The sequence below is a fragment of the Polaromonas sp. P1_F2 genome, from assembly GCF_056405735.1.
On the sequence record NZ_JBFUBN010000005.1, the window covers coordinates 277,669 to 296,800 of the forward strand.

Here is a 19,132-nt window from a genome sequence, read left to right on the forward strand (position 1 = left end):
TCTGGTAGATGAGGTTTCAGGAAGATTTGGGGCCGCGGTTTGCCAGCAGCCTTTGCAACAGGCAAAAAACAAACAGCAGCACGCCGACGACAATGCGCGTCCACCAGGAACTGAGGGTGCCGTCAAAAGAGATCAGGGTCTGGATGATCCCGAGCATCAGCACCCCGAACAGGGTGCCGGCCACATATCCCACGCCGCCGCTGAGCAGCGTGCCGCCGATCACCACGGCGGCAATGGCGTCAAGCTCCATGCCGGTGGCGTGCAAGCCGTAGCCCGAGAGCATGTAGAAGGTGAAGACCACGCCGGCCAGCGCCGAGCAAAAACCCGAAAGCGTGTACACCCCCACCAGCGTGCGGCGCACCGGCAGGCCCATCAGCAAGGCCGACTGCTCGTTGCCGCCGACGGCATACACGGCGCGCCCAAAGGGCGTGCAGTGCGCGATGAACACCGCGGCGAACAGCACCACCATGGCGATGACGGCGCTGACCGAAAGCGAAGCGTCCTCCCACAAGGGAATACGCAGTTGCGAGACGTCCGAATAAAACTCGTTGGTGATGCTGATGGAGTCCACGCTGATCAGGTAACACAGGCCGCGCGCGAGAAACATCCCGGCCAGCGTGACGATGAAGGGCTGCAGGCGAAAGCGCTCGATCAGAAATCCCATGAAGGCGCCGAAAGCCGTGCCCATGAACAGCACCAGCGGAATCACCGCGGCCGGGCTCCAGCCGTGGTGCTCCACCAGCGCGGCCGACACCATGGTGGTCAGCGCAATCACGGAACCGACGGACAGGTCAATGCCGCCCGAGAGAATGACAAAGGTCATGCCCACGGCGATGATGACCAGGAAGGCGTTGTCAATCAGCAGGTTGAGAAAGACCTGCGCCGAGAAAAAACCGCTGTAGAGCACCGAGCCCAGGGTCGCCATGGCGATGAAGAGCGAGATGGTGGCCGCCAGCGGCAGGTATTTCGGATTGAAACGGGACACCGGCGCCGGCGCTGCCGGTGGCACGGGCGCGGCGGCTCCTACGGAATTGGCCAGCACCCGGCTCATGGCCGCATCCCCCGCGCTGTCGGCCGCCGCATCCAGATACCGACCTCGGCCCGGAATTCAGGCGACTGCAGCAACATCACGGCAAACACCACCACGGCCTTGACCACCAGGTTGATCTCGGGCGGCACGCCCAGCGAATAGATGGCGTAAGTCAGGGCCTGGATGATCAGGGCTCCGATCACGCTGCCCACCAGGCTGAAACGGCCGCCGGTGAGCGCCGTGCCGCCCAGCGTGACCGCCAGGATCGCGTCGAGTTCCAGCAGCTGGCCGGCGTTGTTGCCGTCGGCGCTTTTGACGTTGGAGCTGATCAGCAAGCCCGCGATGCCCGCGCACACAGCGCAGAAGGCGTAGGCCGCAACCACCAGCCGCCGCGCCTGCACACCGGCGACGCGCGCAGCGGTCGGGTTGATGCCCACGGCCTGGATGAACAGGCCCAGGGCCGTACGCGTCACTGCCAGGTAAAGCAGGGCAAACACCAGCGCCACGATAAACAGCGAGAAAGGCAGGCCCAGCAGGTAACCGCTGCCCAGGAAGAAAAATGGCGCGTAATAAATGGTGATGATCTGCCCGCCGGTGATGAGCTGTGCGATGCCGCGACCCGCCACCATGAGGATCAGCGTGGCGATGATGGGCTGCATGCCCACCCTGGCAACCAGCAGTCCGTTCCACAGCCCGCACAGCAGCGCGATGCCCAGCGCCGCGAGGATCGCCAGCGGCATGGGGAAGCGGCTCACGCTTCCCGCCACCGACCCGCCAATCATCCAGGCGGCTACCGCCGCCGCGATGGCCACCACGGCGCCCACGGAGATGTCGATGCCGCGGGTGGCGATCACCAGGGTCATGCCCAGCGACACCAGCACCAGCGGCGCAGCACGGTTGAGGATGTCGATCAGGCTGCCGTACAGATGGCCGTCGCGCCACTCGACGTGCAGGAAACTGGAATTGAAAACCGTGTTCACGGCGAGCAGCAGGAACAGCGTAATAAGCGGCCAGGCCAGGCGGTGCCGAAGCAGCGCTGTCAGGGGGGAGTGGGAAGCGTCAGACATGTTCAGCCGCAATCAGCTCGTAGACGGTGTCTTCGCTGCTGCCGGCGGGCAACTCACCCACCTTGCGGCGGTCCCGCAGCACCACGATGCGGTGCGCCACGCGCACCACCTCGCTCATTTCGGACGAGATGAAAATCACGGCCATGCCGGCCTGGGCCAGGCGCAGGATCTGCTCCATGATTTCCTGCTTCGCGGCCACGTCGACGCCGCGCGTGGGTTCGTCCAGGATCAGCAGGCGCGGCTCGGTCGCGAGCCAGCGCGCGATCATGGCCTTTTGCTGGTTGCCGCCCGACAGCAGGCCGATGGGGGTGTCCACACTCGCGGTCTTGATGCCCATCGCCTGGACAAAGCGTTCGGCCAGTATGGTCTGGTCGGCGCGCGACAAAAACCGGCGCATGCCCATGCGGGCCTGCAGCGCCAGCACGATGTTTTCCCGCACCGAGAGCTCGGCCACGATGCCGTCGGTCTTGCGCTCCTCGGGGCACAGGGCAAGGCCCTGCCGGATCGCGTCGACGGGGTTGGAAAAAGTGACCGTCCGGCCGTCGATGCTGAGCACGCCGCGGTCCGGTTTCTCCAGGCCGAACAGCAGGCGCGCCAGTTCCGTGCGGCCCGCGCCCAGCAGTCCGGCCAGGCCCACGACTTCGCCGGCGCGCACGCGCAGGTCCACGGCCTGCAACTGGCCGGCCTGGCCCAGGCCTTCGGCTTGCAGAAGCGCCGGCGCGGCATCGTCAAATTCCGGGGACACGGCGGCGGCGGTGGATTGCGCGGCCAGTTCCCGGCCCAGCATGGCCGCGATCAGTGCCTGCGGCCCCAGTTCACTGGCACGCCACTCGCCGACCCAGCTGCCGTTGCGCAGCACGGTGATGCGATCCGACACCGCGTACACCTGGTTCAGAAAGTGGGTGACAAAAACAATGGCCAGCCCCTCGCCGCGCAGGCGCCGCAGCACTTCAAAGAGTTTTTGCACCTCGTCGTCGTCGAGGCTGGAGGTCGGCTCGTCGAGGATCAGCACTTTGGATTCAATGCCGATGGCGCGCGCAATGGCCACCAGTTGCTGCACGGCGACGGGGTAGCTGGACAGCAGGCGCGAGACGTCGATGTCCAGGCCCATGCGCGCGACCAGTTCGCGCGCGCGGCGGTTCACGGTGGTCCAGTCGATGCGAAATCCCTGCGCGAGCCCGTAGCGCGGATAGCGGCCCGCGAAGATGTTTTCCGCCACCGAAAGGTTGGGACAGAGATTGACTTCCTGGTAGACCGTGCTGATGCCCAGCCGCTGCGCGGCCAGGGGAGAGTCGGGCCATACCGGTTGTCCGTCCAGCTGCATCCGGCCGCCGCTGGCTTCCAGCACGCCGGTCAACACCTTGATCAGCGTGGACTTGCCGGCGCCGTTTTGCCCCATCAGGGCATGGATTTCACCGGGATACAGGCGCAAGCGCACATCCTGCAAGGCCGGAATACCCGCGAACTGTTTGTGGATGCCCGCAAGCTCCAGCACGGGGGCGGCGTCGGCCACGGTCATGGAGCGGCCTTCGCGCCATGCGCCGCGGTATTCGCCCTCAGAACGGCCGGGTGGTTCATGCCTTGTTCTTGTTGTAGACGTCGACAAACACGGCGGCCAGCAACACCACGCCCTTGATGACCTGCTGGTAGTCGATGCCTATGCCCAGGATGGACATGCCGTTGTTCATCACACCCATCACAAACGCGCCTATCACCGCGCCCATGACCTTGCCGACACCGCCCGAGGCCGAGGCCCCGCCGATGAAACAGGCGGCGATGACGTCGAGTTCAAAGCCCAGGCCGGCCTTGGGCGTCGCGGTATTCAGGCGCGCGGCGAACACCAGGCCCGCCAGCGCCGCCAGCACGCCCATGTTCACGAAGGTGTAGAAGGCCAGGCGCTCGGTCTTGATGCCCGAAAGCTTGGCGGCCTTTTCGTTGCCGCCCAGCGCGTAGACGCGCCGCCCGATGGTGGTGCGGCCCGTGATGAAGTGGAACAGGAAAATCAGCGCGGCCATCACGATCAGCACATTGGGCAGCCCCCTGTAGGAAGCCAGCAGGTAGCTGAAATAGATCAGGAGCGCCGAGAACATCGCCGTTTTGACAAAGAAAATGGCGGCGGGCTCGGCCTGGATGCCGTGCTTGAGCTGCTTGGCCCGCGCGCGTATGCCGGCCACGGCAAGTATGGCGGCCAGCGCCACGCCCAGCAGCAGCGAGGTCATGCGCAGGCCTTCGCTGCTCAGCAGGTCGGGCATGAAACCCGAGCTGAGCATCTGGAATGAATCGGGGAAGGGGCCGACCGACTGGCCTTGCAGCAGTGCCAGCGCCAGCCCCTTGAACACCAGCATGCCGGCCAGCGTGACGATAAAAGAAGGGATGCGGAAGAAGGCGACAAACCAGCCCTGAACCCCGCCTATCAGCGCGCCGCAGAGCAGGCACACCAGCGAGGCCGGCACAAAATGCCAGCCGTACTCCACCATCAGCACGGCCGCCAGCGCGCCTATGAAGCCGCACACCGAGCCTACCGACAGGTCGATATGGCCGGCCACGATCACCATCAGCATGCCCAGCGCCATGATGACGATGTAGCTGTTCTGCAGGACCAGGTTGGTGAGGTTGAGGGGCTGCATGAGCGTGCCCTCGGTCATGTACTGGAAAAACGCCATGATGGCCACCAGCGTGATCAGCATGCCGTACTCGCGGAAGTTGTGCTTCAGGTAGTCGAGCGGCGATTTGTCGCTTGCAGCGGCGGCTTTTGCGGCAATCGTGGTGGTGTTGGAAGACTCGTTGTTCATTTCAGCTTGCTTTCATGATCGCGCGCATGATCTTTTCCTGGGAGGCCTGGGCCGTCGGCATCTCGGCGATGAAGCGGCCTTCGTTCATGACGTAGATACGGTCCGTCATGCCGAGCAATTCGGGCATTTCCGAGGAAATCATGATGATGCATTTCCCTTCGGCTGCGAGCTGGGCCATCAGGGTGTAAATCTCGTACTTGGCGCCCACGTCGATGCCGCGCGTGGGCTCGTCGAGGATGAGCACTTCGGGGCTCGTGAACAGCCATTTTCCGAGCACCACTTTTTGCTGGTTCCCGCCCGAGAGGTTGAGGACTTTCTGGCCGACGCTTGAGCACCGGATGCGGAGTTTTTCGCGGTAGCTTTGCGCGACCTGGTATTCGCGGCCGCTGTCGATGACGGCGGCGCTTGAGACGCCTTTGAGATTGGCCAGCGAGACGTTGAACTGGATGTCTTCGCTGAGCACCAGGCCGTTGCCTTTGCGGTCTTCGGTCACATAGGCCAGGCCGTGGCGGACGGCTTTCTCCACGGTGCCCACGTCGACGGGCTGGCCGTTGAGCAGGACCTGGCCGCTGATGCGGCGCCCCCATGAACGGCCGAAGATGCTCATGGCAAGTTCCGTGCGCCCCGCGCCCATGAGCCCGGCAATTCCGACGATTTCCCCGCGCCGCACCTGCAGGTTGACGCCCTTGATGAACTGCCTGTCGGTGTGCAGCGGGTGGTAGACGTTCCAGTCGCGCACTTCAAACACGGTTTCACCGATTTCCGGCTGGCGCGGCGGGTAGCGGTCGGCCATCTCGCGGCCCACCATGCCGCGGATCACACGGTCTTCGCTGATGGCGTCGGCGCGGCAGTCCAGGGTTTCCACGGTGCTGCCGTCGCGCAGGATGGTGATTGCGTCCGCCACGCGTGAAATTTCGTTGAGCTTGTGCGAAATGAGGATGCAGGTGATGCCCTGGCCCTTGAGTTCCAGCAGCAGGTCCAGCAGCGCCTGGCTGTCGCCTTCATTGAGGCTGGCCGTGGGTTCGTCGAGGATGAGCAGCTTGACCTGCCGGGACAGGGCCTTGGCGATTTCCACCAGCTGCTGCTTGCCCACGCCGATGTCCGTGATCAGCGTGGCGGGCGATTCCCTGAGGCCCACCTTTTTAAGCAGCGCCTGCGTCTTGCTGTGCGCGGCCATCCAGTCGATCACGCCGCGCTGCGCGGTCTCGTTGCCGAGGAAGATGTTCTCGGCAATGGACAGCAGCGGCACCAGCGCCAGCTCCTGGTGGATGATGATGACGCCCAGCTGTTCGCTGTCGTGGATACCGAGGAAGCGGCGCTCCTGTCCTTCGTAAACAATGTCGCCGCTGTAAGAGCCGTGCGGGTAGACACCGGAAAGCACCTTCATCAAGGTCGACTTGCCGGCGCCGTTTTCACCGACGATGGCGTGGATCTCCCCGGCGCGCACGCGCAGGTTGACCTTGTTCAGCGCGACCACCCCGGGAAAGGTTTTGCGGATGTCGCGCATCTCGAGAATCGTTTCCAATGCCTGTCCTTTTGGTACAAAAATCGCCCCAAAGGTGATGGGCACCCATGGGCGTAAACAGTCCCGTGCCCCCAGGGCACGAGACCGTCGTGCTTTCAAGCTTCAACCAGGGTTACTTGATTTGCGACTCTTTGTAGTAACCGCTGCCAATCAGAACCTGGTTCCAGTTGGAGGCATCCACAGCCACCGGCTTGAGCAGGTAGGAGGGAACCACCTTCACGCCGTTGTTGTACGTTTTGGTGTCATTGATCTCGGGTTGTTTGCCGGACAGCATGGCGTCCACCATGTTGGCCGTGACCTTGGCCAGCTCGCGCGTGTCCTTGAAGACGGTCGAGTACTGCTCACCTTTCAGGATGGACTTCACCGAAGGAATTTCGGCGTCCTGCCCGCTGACCACCGGGCAAGGCTGCTGCGCCGAGCAGTAGCCGACGCCTTTGAGCGAGGACAGGATGCCGATGGACAGGCCGTCATAAGGCGACAGGACCGCGTGGACTTTGTCCTTGCCGTAGTAGGCCGAGAGCAGGTTGTCCATGCGCGCCTGCGCGACCGCACCGTCCCAGCGCAGCGTGCCGACCTTGTTCATGCCCATCTGCTTGCTGCGCACCACCAGCTTGCCGCTGTCGATGTAGGGCTTGAGCACGCTCATGGCGCCGTCGTAGAAGAAGAAGGCGTTGTTGTCGTCGGGTGAACCGCCGAAGAGTTCAATGTTGAAAGGACCCTTGCCCTGCTTCAGGCCCAGCTTGTCGACGATGGAAGTGGCTTGCAGCACGCCGACCTGGAAGTTGTCGAAGGTGGCGTAGTAATCCACGTTCTTCGAACCCTTGATCAGGCGGTCATAGGCGATGACCTTGACACCCTTGTCGGCCGCGTTTTGCAGGGCCTTGGACAAGGTGGTGCCGTCGATGGACGCGATCACCAGGACCTTCACGCCCTTGGTGATCATGTTCTCGATCTGGGCAAGCTGGTTCGGGATGTCGTCGTCGGCGTATTGCAGGTCGGTCTTGTAGCCGCGCTCCTTGAGTACCTTGACCATGTTGTCGCCGTCGGCGATCCAACGGGCCGAGGACTTGGTCGGCATCGAGATGCCGATGCTGCCCTTGTCCTGCGCGTATGCCAGCGGTGCAATACCCATGGCGCCCAGAACCAGGCCGGCCAGCAATGTCTTCAGAAAAGTACGCTTCATGAAATTGTCTCCTAGAGTGTTATGAATGAATTTTTCAGTATCCGTGCGCTATTGAATGCACAAATCAGTATTTACGCTTGGGGAACTCCTTGGCGGCCACTTCCATCGGAAAAATCCCTTCTTCGGTAACGATACGTTTCTGCACCGCCTTGCCGGCCTTGATGTCCTTGACCGCAGCCATCAGTTGCGGGCCCAGCAGGGGGCTGCATTCCACCGACACATTGAGCTTGCCGGCCATCATGGCTTCAAAAGCGCCCTTGACGGCATCGATCGAGATGATGGTGATGTCCTTTGCCGGCTTCATGCCCGCCTCTTCAATCGCCTGGATCGCGCCTATGGCCATGTCGTCGTTGTGCGCGAAGAGCACATTGATCTTCTTGCCTTCGGCCTTGAGGAAGGCTTCCATGACCTCCTTGCCCTTGGCCCGGGTGAAGTCGCCCGTCTGCGAACGGATGATCTTGAACTTCGGGTCGGCCTTGATGATTTCCTCGAAACCCTTTTTGCGGTCGATGGCCGGTGCGGAGCCCACGGTTCCCTGCAGCTCGACGATGTTGACCTGGCCGCTGGTGCCTTTCATGTTTTCGACCAGCCAGCGGCCCGCCTTGCGGCCTTCTTCCACAAAATCCGAGCCCATGAAGGAGACATACAGCGAGGTGTCCTTGACGTTGACGGAGCGGTCGGTCAGGACCACCGGAATCTTGGCGGCCTTTGCCTCGCGCAGAACGGTTTCCCAGCCCGACTCCACCACGGGCGAGAACGCGATCACGTCCACTTTTTGCGCGATGAAAGAGCGGATCGCCTTGATCTGGTTCTCCTGTTTTTGCTGTGCATCCGAGAATTTGAGCTCGATGCCGGCGTCCTTGGCGGCCGATTTGATGGACTCGGTGTTGGCGGTGCGCCACTCGCTCTCCGCGCCCACCTGGCTGAATCCCAGCACGATGGGTTTTTGCGCCCAGGCCGAAGCCGGCAGCAAGCCGGCAAGAGGGGCGCACGCGAGCGCGGCGGCGAGGGTACGGCGATTAATTTTCATGTTGTCTCCTTTTGGTTGAAATCGAACTGACAGCTCTTCCGTGATCTTGCGTCATCTTCATACGGCTCAAGCCAGCACGTAGCCGGTCTTGACCGTGGTGTAAAACTCCGCGGCGTAACGGCCTTGCTCGCGCGGGCCGTAGCTGGATCCCTTGCGCCCGCCGAAGGGCACGTGAAAGTCGACACCCGCCGTGGGCAGGTTCACCATGGTCATGCCGACTTCGGCGTGGCGCTTGAAATGCATGGCGTGTTTGAGGGAGCTTGTGCAGATGCCCGCGCACAGGCCGAAAGGCGTGTCGTTGGCCAGGGCCAGCGCGTGGTCAAAGTCATCGGCCTGCAGAACGCAGGCCACGGGCCCGAAAATCTCTTCGCGCGCGATGCGGTGCTCCGGCCGGGCCAGGAAAAGCGCCGGGTTCATGTAATGCCCCGGTGTCGGGCGTTCGAGCAGTTCACCGCCCCAGACATGCTCGGCGCCCTCGTTGCGCCCTATCTCCAGATACGATTGATTCAGGTCAAGCTGGGCCTGGTCAACCACGGGCCCCATTTCGACGCTTTGTTCCAGCGCGTGGCCCACCTTGAGCGCGGCGATGCGGTGGCGCAGCCGGGCAACGAAGGCGTCGTGCACGGGCGCCTCCACGATGAGGCGGCTGGACGCGGTGCAACGCTGGCCCGTCGAAAAATACGAACCCTGCACCGCGCAGTCGACGGCCCGGTCAAGATCGGCGTCGGCCAGCACCACCAGCGGATTTTTGCCGCCCATTTCAAGCTGCACCTTGGCGCGGCGCGCGGCAGCGGACTGGAGAATGCGTTCGCCGGTCGACACCGAGCCCGTGAAGCTCAGCGCATGCACCAGGGGATGGTCGACCAGCGTTTGCCCGACTTCCCGGCCGCTGCCCATGACCAGGTTGAACACGCCCGCGGGCAAGCCGCAGCGGCTGATGATTTCGGCCAGCGCCCATCCGCAGGTGGCGACCAGCTCGGCCGGCTTGAAGACCACCGTGTTGCCATAGGCCAATGCGGGTGCGATCTTCCAGGCCGGGATCGCCAGCGGGAAATTCCAGGGCGCGATGATTCCCACCACGCCGACGGGCTCACGTGTCACGTCGACCTGGATGCCGGGCCGCACCGATGCCATGGTCTCACCCTGGACGCGCAGCGCTTCTCCCGCGAAAAACTTGAAAATCTGGCCGGCCCGCGCCGCTTCGCCCACACCTTCGGGCAGCGTCTTGCCTTCTTCCCGCGCCAGCAGCATGCCCAGCTCATCCTTGCGCGCCAGGATCTCGCTGCCGATCTGGTCGAGTACGTCGGCGCGGCGCTGCGGGGTGCTGTGGCTCCAATGCGGCAAGGCCTCGGAAGCGGCCCGGATGGCGAGTTCGGTCTGGTTACGGTCGGCACGCGCATATTCGCTCACCACCTCCCGGGTATCCGAGGGATTGGTGCTGGTGCCCGTGGTGGTGCCGGTTTCCCAGCGCCCGTTGATGTAGTGCCGGGCGCTTTGCTGCAGTTCGCCGAATTTCATGAAAGCCTCGTTTTTCATCACGCTGCAGTCTATGATTCATTTTGATATCGATCTAATCGTTTTTTTGACAAAATAGATATCGTTCTACGCATTCTGGAAAACCCCATGAGCACCTACAACCACTGGTTCATACGCGCGCGGCTCAAAACCCGGCAACTGCTGCTGCTGGTGGCGCTCGCCGAAGAAGGCAACATCCACCGCGCGGCGCAGGTTCTGAGCATGACGCAGCCGGCCGCGTCCAAGCTGCTCAAGGACCTGGAAGACGTGCTGGAAGTCCCGCTGTTCGAGCGCCTTCCGCGCGGCATGCGGCCGACCTGGTACGGCGAAACCATGATCCGCCACGCGCGCATGGCGCTGGCCAGCCTGAACCAGGCGCACGACGAGCTCACCGCGCTCAAAACCGGGCACTTCGGCCATGTCGGTATCGGCGCGATCACCTCGCCGGGGCTGGCCCTGCTGCCGTCCGCGGTCGCCGTGGTCAAACAGGAGCACCCCAGCCTGCGTATCTCGCTGGACATCGAGACCAGCCCGGTCCTGCTGGAGCGGCTGGAGCAGGGCAGGCTCGACATCCTGGTGGCACGCCTGTTTGCCGAGCACGACAAGACGAATCTGCGCTATGAGCCCCTGGTCGAGGAACCGGTCTGCGCCATGGCCAGGCCGGGGCATCCGCTGCTGGGCGTGTCGGGCCTCACCCTGCGCGACGTGGTGGCGGCCGCCTGGATCGTGCCACCCGCGGGCAGCGTGCTGCGGCACCGGTTCGAGCTGATGTTCCAGGAAGACGGGCTGGCGCCGCCCATCAACGTGGTCGAGTCCTCAGCGCTGCTTTTCATCACGCGCATGCTGCAGCAAAGCGACATGGTGGCCGTGGTCGCGGCCGACGTGGCGCGGTATTACGCCGCGCACGGCCTCGTCTCGGTGCTGCCGCTGGACATGCCCTGCCACATGGACGCCTTCGGCATCATCACCCGCACCGACCGCCTGCCTTCGCCCGCCGCCAAGGTCATGATGAAAGCGCTGAAGACGGCGAGCTTCACGCTGTATGGGCGCAAGCTCGAAGCGGATTAGGCACAAAAAGTCAAACCCAGCCGGCATCCACCTTGAACTCTTGCGCCGTGCACATGGCGGCGTCATCGGAGGCCAGGAACAGCACCATGCGGGCGATGTCGTGGGGCAGCAGTTTGTCGGGCAGGCATTGGTTGCGCTCGAGCTCCTTCTCGCCTTCGGCATTCAGCCAGAGCTCGATCTGCCGCTCGGTCATGACCCAGCCCGGCGATACGGTGTTGATGCGGATGCGGTCGCGGCCCAGTGTTTTCGCCAGCCCGCGCGTCAGGCCGTTCACCGAAGACTTGGCGATGGCGTAGCACGGGTAACCGGTGCCCTTGCCCTGCCAGCCGGTGGAACCCAGGTTGATGATGGAGCCGGCACCCAGCCGCTGCATGCCCGGCACCACCGACTGGATCGCAAAAAAAGCCGGCCGCTCGTTGATCGCGATGCGGTCGTCATAGTAAGCGGGGGTCACGGACTCCAGGCTGTGGCGGTCATCGCTGGCAACGTTGTTGACCAGCACCGAGAAATCGCCCAGTGCGCCCGCCGCCTCGGCGATCGCGGTTTGCAGCGCGGCCACGTCCCGCACGTCGCAAGCGCGCCACCATGGGCGGGTGTGCCCCGCATCCGCGAGCTGCTGCGCAAGGGCTTCGCTGGCCTCCTTGGCGACATCAATAAAGCCAACGCGCGCGCCCTGTTGCGCAAACGCCGTCACGATGGCGGCGCCTATGCCGCTTCCTCCACCGGTGACAAACACTGAGCGCTGGTTCAGGCTGGGGAAAACGGACAGGGTGCCGGCGGCGGGAGCGGTGCGCATGGGAAGGGGGCTGGAAATGTTTGACATTGCAATTTATGTATCAATGAATTTATAAATAATAAGTTTTCAACATCACTATGCATTGATATTATCCATCGCGTCAAGAGCAAGAGGCTGCGGTGCTCAACACCGGCCCGCAACAACAGGGGACATCAGTGACATCGATTCTGGACACGCCCACGACCCTGGCGGCGCCCGACAGGGCGCATTGCGTTCATCCGGCCGGGGCCCTGCTCGGTGAAGGCACGCTGTGGTCGCCGCGCGAGCAGTCTCTGTACTGGGTGGACATCCTTGGGCGCCGCCTGCACCGCTTCCGCCCGGCCACCGGCGCGCGCAGCAGCTGGTCTTTTGACGAGGAAATTTCCGCGCTGGCCGAACGGGCTTATGCGCCCGGCCTGATCGTGACCCTGCGGCGCGGCTTCGCGCTGTTTGATCCTGCATCGGACACCGGGCCGACCTACCTGCACCAGCCCGAAGCCGACTTGCCGGGCAATCGCTTCAATGACGGCAAGTGTGATGCGCAAGGCAGTTTCTGGGCAGGGACCATGGACTTTGACTGCGTGGCGCCGACCGGCGCGCTGTACCGCTATGACCCCGACGGCCGATGCACGCGCCACGACGAAGGTTTTGCGGTGACCAACGGCCCCACCTGGTCCGTCGACACGCGCACCCTGTATTTCAACGACACGGTCAACGGCCGTATTTATGCCTACGACTTCGATACCGGCGCCGGCAGCTTGTCGAACAAACGGCTCTGGCTGGCCTTTGCGCCGGGTGACGGCGTGCCCGACGGCATGACCACCGATGCCGCGGGCCGCCTGTGGATTGCCCACTGGGGCGGCGCCTGCGTCAGCTGCCATGACCCGGTCACCGCGAGGGAGCTGTGCCGCGTGACGCTGCCGACAAGCCATGTGACCAACTGCGCCTTTGGCGGGCCGGACATGCGCACGCTTTTTATCAGCACCGCCCGGACCGGGTTGACGCCGGAACAGCTCGCCGACCAGCCGCTGGCCGGCGGCCTGTTCGCAGTGGCCATGGAAAGCCCGGGCCTGCCCGCCGGTTTGTTCGGCGGCTGATGGCATGGACGACAGCACCATGGACTACCCCAACCGAGAAAGATCACCATGACCGACTCCGCGCATCCTGTTGCCTGGCTGCGCCACGCCGGCCAGCGCCTGGGGCTGCTGCCCTCGCTGGGCGGCAGCGTGGCCGCCTGGCAACTTGAGCGTCCGCAAGGGCCGCTGGACCTCTGGCGGCCCTGGGACGGCAAGACAGAAGACCTCTACCAGACCGCTTCATTTGCCATGGTGCCCTGGTCCAACCGCATCAGCAGTGGCGGCTTCACGCATGCAGGGCAGTTTCACGCGATGCGGCCCAACCGCAAAGGCGAACCCTATCCCATCCATGGCGACGGCTGGCTGCAGCCCTGGCAGCTTTCGCAGCCTGCCGCCGACACACTGGTGATGACGCTGGTGTCGTATGGCTTCGATGGCAACCCGTATGACTACGAGGCCGTGCAGACTTTCCGGCTGGTAGACGGCGGGTTGGACCAGCGGGTTCAGGTGCGCCACCTGGGCGTCACACCGCTGCCCTACGGCCTGGGCGTGCACCCCTGGTTCCCCCGCACCCCACAAACGCGGATTACCGCGCCTGTGCAAGGCGTTTGGCTCTGCGGCGACGATCCGCTGCCGATTGGGCACACGACGGACTTTCCTGCCGGCTGGAACCTGAACGAAGGCGCACCGGCCAACGGCCCGCTCATCGACAACGGCTACACCGGCTGGGGCGGCGAAGCCCGCATCAGCTGGCCCGAGCTGGGCCTGCAACTCACGGCCCGCATGCCGGACTTCGAGGACGACGGCGGCGCGGCGCAGCACTTTTGCCTGGTCTACCGGCCGCCGCAAGGGCCTGCGTTTTGTTTTGAGCCGATCACGCAGCCCATCGATGCCTTCCACCTGCCGGGGCAACCCGGCCTGCGTGTGCTGGGACCCGGGGAGCAGTTTTCACTCAACATCCAGTGGCGCATCGAAGCCGCTGCCGCGCAGGGCTGAACCGAGACAGGTTCTTAAACCTGGCCTGTCAGACGGCGGGCGGCCTCAAGTACCGGCTTGACATGGGTTTCGCTGTAACGGTTGGCGGGCATGGTCAGCGTCACCGCGCCCGCCAGTATGCCGTCGGCCTTGAACACCGGCGCTGAAATGCCGGCCACCTCGGCCAGCCGGTCGCCAACAGCCGTGTAGTAACCCTGTTCGCGGATCCTGGCGTAAAGCTGATGGTCTTTTCGTGCGGCGGCCCTTGCCCTGCCGGTGTCGAACGCGATCAGGACGCGGGCGCCCGTACCGCGATCAGCGGGCAGCAGGTCACCGGCCCGGATGTGGTCGCGGATCGGCTGCGGCGAGTCCACGCGGTACAGGCACAGGCGGGCCTCGCCCTGGCGCACGTGGTAGGCCGCGCTCTCGCCGGTGGCCGCGACCAGCTCGCGCAGCACCGGCAGCACCACGCGGTCCAGCGAAAACGAAGCGGCGTACACCGCGTTGAGGCGCGCCACCTCATTGCCCAGCCCGTAACTGCCGTCGTCCAGGCGCTGCACCAGGCGCGCGTGCTCGAGCGAGGCCAGCAGGCGCAGCACCGTGCTTTTGTACAGCTGCGTGCGGCTCGCAAGTTCCGCCAGGCCCAGCGAAGTGTCGCCCGCGCGAAAAGCCGACAGCAGGGTCAGGGCGCGGTCCACCGCGGCCGCGCCGCCGGGCGCCGCATGGCTGTCGGCGAGGGATTCGATCTGGGCTTTGCGGGGCATGGCCACCTTTCAAGGCTTGCGCGCCGCGCGGCTTGACAAGCCGGCGGTTAACGCGGAACATTTCATAAGAAAGAACTTTATTCTATCTTACAGAACATTTAGCATGAACACAAGCCCTGCCCACTTTACCCGCCCGGACGTGCTGGTCAGCGAGGTCGGCCCGCGCGACGGGCTGCAGTCGGTCAAAGCCGTCATGCCGACGGACTACAAGCTGCGCTGGATCACAGCCCTCTACGATGCCGGCCTGCGCGAGATCGAGGTCGCATCGTTCGTGCCGGCCAGATTGCTGCCGCAGATGGCCGACGCGGCCGAGGTGGTGCGGCACGCGCTCACCTTGCCGGGCCTCACGGTCATGGCGCTGGTGCCCAACCTTCGCGGCGCGCAGGCGGCCTTGGCGGCCGGCGTGCACAAGCTGACCTTGCCGGTGTCGGCCAGCGCCGCGCATTCGCTGGCCAATGTGCGAAAAACGCGTGAAGAGATGGTCGAGGAAGTGCGCGCCGTTGCGGCGCTGCGGCGCGATACCGCGCCGCAGGTGAAGGTCGAGGCCGGCATTTCCACCGCCTTCGGCTGCACCTTGCAGGGCGAGGTCGCCGAGGATGACGTCATTCGCCTGGCGGCCCAGTGCATTGCCGTGGGCGCCGACGAATCAGGCCTGTCCGACACCACGGGTTATGCCAACCCGGCGCAGGTCAGGCGCCTGTTCAGGCGGTTGCGCGCGGAGATCGGCGAGCACGCCGGCGCCGCGCATATGCACAACACGCGCGGCCTGGGCCTGGCCAACTGCCTGGCCGCCTATGAGGAAGGCGTGCGCACCTTTGATGCCTCGCTGGGCGGCCTGGGCGGCTGCCCCTATGCGCCGGGCGCGTCGGGCAACGTGGTCACCGAGGACCTGGTCTTCATGTTCGAGGCCATGGGCGTTTCAACCGGCGTGGACCTGGGCCGGCTGATGGCCGCGCGTGAGCCGTTGCGGACCGGCCTGCCGGGCGAGCCGATTTACGGCATGACGCCCGAGGCGGGTTTGCCCAAGGGTTTTGTACAGGGAGCTACGCATGCCTGAAGCCGACTCCACAACCAGGCCCCTACCCTATGCAGGGCTGCGCGTCGTCGAGTTCACCCACATGGTCATGGGGCCGACCTGCGGCATGCTGCTGGCCGACCTGGGTGCCGAGGTCATCAAGGTCGAACCGATCACCGGGGACAACACCCGCAAGCTGATCGGCTCGGGCGCGGGATTTTTCCCCATGTTCAACCGCAACAAAAAAAGCATCGCCGTGGACCTGCAAAAACCCGAAGGGCGCGAGCTGGTGCTCAAGCTGGTCGCGACGGCCGACGTGGTCAGCGAGAACTTCAAGCCCGGCACCATGAAGAAGCTGGGCCTGGACTACGCCAGCCTGTCGCAACTCAATGAGCGCCTGATTTACGTGAGCCACAAGGGTTTCCTGCCCGGCCCCTACGACCACCGCACGGCACTCGACGAGGTGGTGCAGATGATGGGCGGCCTGGCTTATATGACGGGACGCGCCGGCGACCCGCTGCGCGCCGGCAGCAGCGTCAACGACATCATGGGCGGCATGTTCGGTGCCATAGGCGCCATGGCCGCGCTGGCCGCGCGCGAGAAAACCGGTAAAGGCCAGGAAGTGCAGTCCGCGCTGTTTGAAAACAACGTCTTCCTGGTGGCACAGCACATGATGCAGTTCGCCGTGACCGGCCAGCCCGCCGCGCCCATGCCCAGCCGCATTTCGGCCTGGGCGGTTTACGACGTGTTCACGGTCCGGGACGGCGAGCAGATTTTCCTGGCTGTCGTGAGCGACACGCAGTGGGCGGTTTTCTGCGAGGCCTTCGGCCTGCAGGAGCTGCGCGCCGACCCGCGCCTGCACAGCAACAACGACCGCGTGCGCGCGCGCGACTGGCTGATGCCGCTGCTGCGCTCGCACCTGGCCGGGCACAGCGCCGCCGAACTGGCCGCCGTGTTTGAAATGCATGCGCTGCCCTTCGCGCCCATCACCCGGCCGCAAGACCTGTTCGAAGACCCGCACCTGAAAGCCACCGGCGGCCTGGCGCCCATCACCCTGTCCGACGGCGAGCGCGCGGGACAGGTCACGTCCACCGTGCTGCTGCCGCTCACGCTGGGCGGTGAGCGCCCCGGCGTGCGCATGAACCCGCCCCGGCTGGGTGAACACACGCAGGAACTGCTGCGGGAGCTGGGCTATGCCGATGACGCCATTGAGGGCTTGAAGGCCGCCGGCGTCACGCGCTGAGCATTTCAAAGCAAAGAAAACACAACAACATCAACGGAGACAAGATTGAACAAAAACCTGAAAACGGTTTTGCTGGCCGCGGGCCTGGGCCTCGTCCAGCTCACGGCATGGGCGCAAACCACCTGGCCGGCCAAACCCATCCGCATCGTCGTGCCCTTCCCGGCGGGCGGGCCGACTGACATCACGGCGCGTGTCGTGGGGCAAGCCATCGGCGAGTCGCTCAAGACGCCCGTGATGGTGGAAAACAAGGCGGGCGGCCACGGTTTCATTGGCGTGGGCGAGGCTGCCAAAGCGCCGGCGGATGGCTACACCCTGATGATGGCCAGCATAGGGACCATGGCCATCAACCCCAGGCTGCACGAGAAGATTCCCTACGACGCCAACAAGGATTTCGCGCCGGTGTCCCTGGTGGTGACCGTGCCCATCGTGGTGGTGGCAAATCCGCGGGTGCTGCCGGTGGGCACCCTGCCGGAACTCGTCGAGCAGCTCAAGGCCAATCCCGGCAAGATCAATTTCGCGTCGGCCGGCAACGGCGGCTCCTCCCATCTGGTGCCTGAGTACTTCAAGTACCGCACGGGCACTTTCATGACGCATGTTCCCTACAAGGGTTCTGGCCCCGCCATCAGCGACGTGGTGGCGGGCCAGGTGCAGCTGATGTTTGACACCCTGCTGACCAGCACGCCTTTTGTGAAAAGCGGAAAACTCAAAATGCTGGGCGTCACCACCGCTCAGCGCCTCCCGCAATATCCCGACGTGCCGACGGTGGCGGAAGCCCTCAACATGAAGGACTTCGAGGCCTCGTCCTGGTATGCGCTCTACGCGCCCGCCGGCACGCCGCCCGACATCGTCAAGCGACTGTCCGCCGAGGTGGATGCGGCGCTCAAACAGCCTACGGTGGCAAAACGCCTGACGGATTTAGGCGCCATACCTGTCGGCGGCCCGCCGGAGAAACTGGCCGCGTTCCAGCGTGCCGAGCAGGAGAAATGGGGCAAGGTGATCCAGATGGCAAAAGTCAAGCCGGATTGAGCCGTCCTGTTCAGCGCCCCCCGGCTGGACGAACCCAGCCACACGACATCCATATCAATATCAACGGAGACAAGCATGAACAAACACCTGAAAACCTTTTTCGTCGTTGCCGGCCTGGGCCTCGCCCAGCTCCCGGCATGTGCGCAAAGCGCCTGGCCGGAAAAGCCGGTGCGCATCATCGTGCCCTATGCGCCCGGCGGCACCACCGACTATGCGGCGCGGCAGATCGCGCAAAAACTCACCGAGCAAACCAAACAGTCCTTCTACGTCGAGAACAAGGCCGGTGCCAGCGGCACCATAGGCACGGACCTGGTGGCCAAGGCCGCGCCCGATGGCTACACCCTGCTGACCAACGACACCACCTATGCCATGCTGCCCTCGCTGTTCAGCAAGCTGCCCTGGGACCATGCCAATGGCCTGGTGCCGGTGACGACGATTGCACAGACGCCGGTGGTGCTGGTGGTGGGCGTGAATTCACCGTACAAGACACTGGCCGAGCTGCTGGCCTTCGCGCAGAAGAATCCCGGCAAGCTCAATTTCGGCTCGGGCGGCCCCGGCAGCTCCACCCACCTGTCGGCAGAACTGCTGAAGAAGGAAGGCAAGCTCTTCATGACGCACATTCCCTACAAAGGCGCCGGCGAGGCCATGCTGGCCGTGGTGTCGGGCCAGGTCGATGTGCTGGTGACCGCCAGCCCGACGGCGATCCCGCAGGTCAAGGGCGGCAAGCTGCGCGCGCTGGCCATCACCGGTGACAAACGCCTGCCCAGCCTGCCCGACGTGCCCACCTTCAAGGAAGCGGGCCTGCGCGGCTACACGGTCAGCAACTGGTTCGGCCTGGTGGCGCCCAAGGGCACGCCGCCCGAGGTGGTCAACAAGCTGCAGGCGGAAGTCAAAAAAGCGCTGGCCGACCCGGCCCTGCGCGAGCGCCTGACCCAGCAAGGCGCACAGCCCGGCGGCATCTCGCCGGCCGACTTTGCCGGCTTCATCAAGCAGGAAACCGTGATCTGGGGCGCTGTGGCGAGGCTGGCCGGCGTGAAACCCGAGTAAG

At 64.5% G+C, this 19,132-nt stretch carries 17 protein-coding genes; 7 read left to right on the forward strand and 10 right to left on the reverse strand.

Going from position 1 to position 19,132, the window contains the following annotated elements:
* Window positions 1-16: 16 nt before the first annotated feature.
* From yjfF to AC1D0O_RS12930, 8 genes are all read right to left on the reverse strand, one after another.
* Window positions 17-1,051: a galactofuranose ABC transporter, permease protein YjfF gene (gene yjfF / locus AC1D0O_RS12895; RefSeq protein WP_477653910.1), complete on the reverse strand. Its 1,035-nt coding sequence runs from the start codon at window positions 1,049-1,051 to the stop codon at window positions 17-19.
* Complete coding sequence (locus AC1D0O_RS12900; RefSeq protein WP_477653911.1) at window positions 1,048-2,097, reverse strand: ABC transporter permease; 1,050 nt, start codon at window positions 2,095-2,097, stop codon at window positions 1,048-1,050. The genes yjfF and AC1D0O_RS12900 overlap by 4 nt, the downstream gene beginning before the upstream one ends.
* Window positions 2,090-3,616 carry a sugar ABC transporter ATP-binding protein gene (locus tag AC1D0O_RS12905; RefSeq protein WP_477653912.1) on the reverse strand — a complete coding sequence of 509 codons (1,527 nt, stop codon included), beginning with the start codon at window positions 3,614-3,616 and terminating at the stop codon, window positions 2,090-2,092. The genes AC1D0O_RS12900 and AC1D0O_RS12905 overlap by 8 nt, the downstream gene beginning before the upstream one ends.
* Before the next feature lie 55 nt (window positions 3,617-3,671).
* Entirely contained in the window at window positions 3,672-4,889 is a 1,218-nt protein-coding gene (gene mmsB / locus AC1D0O_RS12910; protein WP_477653913.1) for a multiple monosaccharide ABC transporter permease, read from the reverse strand.
* A 1-nt stretch (window position 4,890) separates the two neighbouring features.
* The gene (gene mmsA / locus AC1D0O_RS12915) at window positions 4,891-6,396 is read right to left on the reverse strand and encodes a multiple monosaccharide ABC transporter ATP-binding protein (RefSeq protein WP_477653990.1); all 1,506 of its coding nucleotides are present in this window, start codon (window positions 6,394-6,396) and stop codon (window positions 4,891-4,893) included.
* A 130-nt stretch (window positions 6,397-6,526) separates the two neighbouring features.
* Entirely contained in the window at window positions 6,527-7,597 is a 1,071-nt protein-coding gene (gene chvE, locus AC1D0O_RS12920) for a multiple monosaccharide ABC transporter substrate-binding protein (protein ID WP_477653914.1), read from the reverse strand.
* A gap of 64 nt (window positions 7,598-7,661) precedes the next feature.
* The gene (locus AC1D0O_RS12925) at window positions 7,662-8,627 is read right to left on the reverse strand and encodes an ABC transporter substrate-binding protein (protein WP_477653915.1); all 966 of its coding nucleotides are present in this window, start codon (window positions 8,625-8,627) and stop codon (window positions 7,662-7,664) included.
* Window positions 8,628-8,693: 66 nt separating this feature from the next.
* Window positions 8,694-10,145, reverse strand: a complete 1,452-nt coding sequence (locus tag AC1D0O_RS12930) for an aldehyde dehydrogenase family protein (protein ID WP_477653916.1) — start codon at window positions 10,143-10,145, stop codon at window positions 8,694-8,696.
* A 105-nt stretch (window positions 10,146-10,250) separates the two neighbouring features.
* Here AC1D0O_RS12930 and AC1D0O_RS12935 point away from each other — a divergent pair, with 105 nt between their 5' ends.
* Complete coding sequence (locus AC1D0O_RS12935) at window positions 10,251-11,210, forward strand: LysR family transcriptional regulator (protein WP_477653917.1); 960 nt, start codon at window positions 10,251-10,253, stop codon at window positions 11,208-11,210.
* 10 nt (window positions 11,211-11,220) lie between these two features.
* On the opposite strand, the gene AC1D0O_RS12940 is transcribed toward AC1D0O_RS12935, so the two are convergent.
* The gene (locus tag AC1D0O_RS12940; RefSeq protein ID WP_477653918.1) at window positions 11,221-12,006 is read right to left on the reverse strand and encodes an SDR family NAD(P)-dependent oxidoreductase; all 786 of its coding nucleotides are present in this window, start codon (window positions 12,004-12,006) and stop codon (window positions 11,221-11,223) included.
* A 155-nt stretch (window positions 12,007-12,161) separates the two neighbouring features.
* Here AC1D0O_RS12940 and AC1D0O_RS12945 point away from each other — a divergent pair, with 155 nt between their 5' ends.
* Entirely contained in the window at window positions 12,162-13,082 is a 921-nt protein-coding gene (locus AC1D0O_RS12945; RefSeq protein ID WP_477653919.1) for an SMP-30/gluconolactonase/LRE family protein, read from the forward strand.
* Between the two features lie 48 nt (window positions 13,083-13,130).
* Window positions 13,131-14,057 carry an aldose 1-epimerase gene (locus tag AC1D0O_RS12950; protein WP_477653920.1) on the forward strand — a complete coding sequence of 309 codons (927 nt, stop codon included), beginning with the start codon at window positions 13,131-13,133 and terminating at the stop codon, window positions 14,055-14,057.
* Between the two features lie 14 nt (window positions 14,058-14,071).
* Here the strand turns inward: AC1D0O_RS12950 and AC1D0O_RS12955 are convergent, their stop codons facing one another.
* On the reverse strand, window positions 14,072-14,800 hold the full coding sequence (locus AC1D0O_RS12955) for an IclR family transcriptional regulator (protein WP_477653921.1): 729 nt from the start codon (window positions 14,798-14,800) through the stop codon (window positions 14,072-14,074).
* Between the two features lie 103 nt (window positions 14,801-14,903).
* Here AC1D0O_RS12955 and AC1D0O_RS12960 point away from each other — a divergent pair, with 103 nt between their 5' ends.
* The 4 genes from AC1D0O_RS12960 (at window position 14,904) to AC1D0O_RS12975 (ending at window position 19,131) form a co-directional block, all read left to right on the forward strand.
* On the forward strand, window positions 14,904-15,857 hold the full coding sequence (locus AC1D0O_RS12960; RefSeq protein WP_477653922.1) for a hydroxymethylglutaryl-CoA lyase: 954 nt from the start codon (window positions 14,904-14,906) through the stop codon (window positions 15,855-15,857).
* Entirely contained in the window at window positions 15,850-17,058 is a 1,209-nt protein-coding gene (locus AC1D0O_RS12965) for a CaiB/BaiF CoA transferase family protein (protein WP_477653923.1), read from the forward strand. The genes AC1D0O_RS12960 and AC1D0O_RS12965 overlap by 8 nt, the downstream gene beginning before the upstream one ends.
* Before the next feature lie 45 nt (window positions 17,059-17,103).
* Window positions 17,104-18,084: a Bug family tripartite tricarboxylate transporter substrate binding protein gene (locus AC1D0O_RS12970; RefSeq protein WP_477653924.1), complete on the forward strand. Its 981-nt coding sequence runs from the start codon at window positions 17,104-17,106 to the stop codon at window positions 18,082-18,084.
* Window positions 18,085-18,159: 75 nt separating this feature from the next.
* Window positions 18,160-19,131: a Bug family tripartite tricarboxylate transporter substrate binding protein gene (locus AC1D0O_RS12975; protein WP_477653925.1), complete on the forward strand. Its 972-nt coding sequence runs from the start codon at window positions 18,160-18,162 to the stop codon at window positions 19,129-19,131.
* Window position 19,132 lies beyond the last annotated feature (1 nt).

Excerpts from the sequence above, each read along its gene's own strand:
- AC1D0O_RS12935 (WP_477653917.1), top strand. The coding sequence starts at position 10,251 with ATGAGCACCTACAACCACTGGTTCATACGCGCGCGGCTCAAAACCCGG.
- AC1D0O_RS12905 (WP_477653912.1), bottom strand. The coding sequence starts at position 3,616 with ATGACCGTGGCCGACGCCGCCCCCGTGCTGGAGCTTGCGGGCATCCAC.
- AC1D0O_RS12965 (WP_477653923.1), top strand. The coding sequence starts at position 15,850 with ATGCCTGAAGCCGACTCCACAACCAGGCCCCTACCCTATGCAGGGCTG.
- mmsA (WP_477653990.1), bottom strand. The coding sequence starts at position 6,396 with ATGCGCGACATCCGCAAAACCTTTCCCGGGGTGGTCGCGCTGAACAAG.
- AC1D0O_RS12900 (WP_477653911.1), bottom strand. The coding sequence starts at position 2,097 with ATGTCTGACGCTTCCCACTCCCCCCTGACAGCGCTGCTTCGGCACCGC.
- yjfF (WP_477653910.1), bottom strand. The coding sequence starts at position 1,051 with ATGAGCCGGGTGCTGGCCAATTCCGTAGGAGCCGCCGCGCCCGTGCCA.
- chvE (WP_477653914.1), bottom strand. The coding sequence starts at position 7,597 with ATGAAGCGTACTTTTCTGAAGACATTGCTGGCCGGCCTGGTTCTGGGC.
- AC1D0O_RS12955 (WP_477653921.1), bottom strand. The coding sequence starts at position 14,800 with ATGCCCCGCAAAGCCCAGATCGAATCCCTCGCCGACAGCCATGCGGCG.
- AC1D0O_RS12960 (WP_477653922.1), top strand. The coding sequence starts at position 14,904 with ATGAACACAAGCCCTGCCCACTTTACCCGCCCGGACGTGCTGGTCAGC.
- AC1D0O_RS12950 (WP_477653920.1), top strand. The coding sequence starts at position 13,131 with ATGACCGACTCCGCGCATCCTGTTGCCTGGCTGCGCCACGCCGGCCAG.
- AC1D0O_RS12930 (WP_477653916.1), bottom strand. The coding sequence starts at position 10,145 with ATGAAATTCGGCGAACTGCAGCAAAGCGCCCGGCACTACATCAACGGG.
- AC1D0O_RS12940 (WP_477653918.1), bottom strand. The coding sequence starts at position 12,006 with ATGCGCACCGCTCCCGCCGCCGGCACCCTGTCCGTTTTCCCCAGCCTG.
- AC1D0O_RS12925 (WP_477653915.1), bottom strand. The coding sequence starts at position 8,627 with ATGAAAATTAATCGCCGTACCCTCGCCGCCGCGCTCGCGTGCGCCCCT.
- AC1D0O_RS12975 (WP_477653925.1), top strand. The coding sequence starts at position 18,160 with ATGAACAAACACCTGAAAACCTTTTTCGTCGTTGCCGGCCTGGGCCTC.
- mmsB (WP_477653913.1), bottom strand. The coding sequence starts at position 4,889 with ATGAACAACGAGTCTTCCAACACCACCACGATTGCCGCAAAAGCCGCC.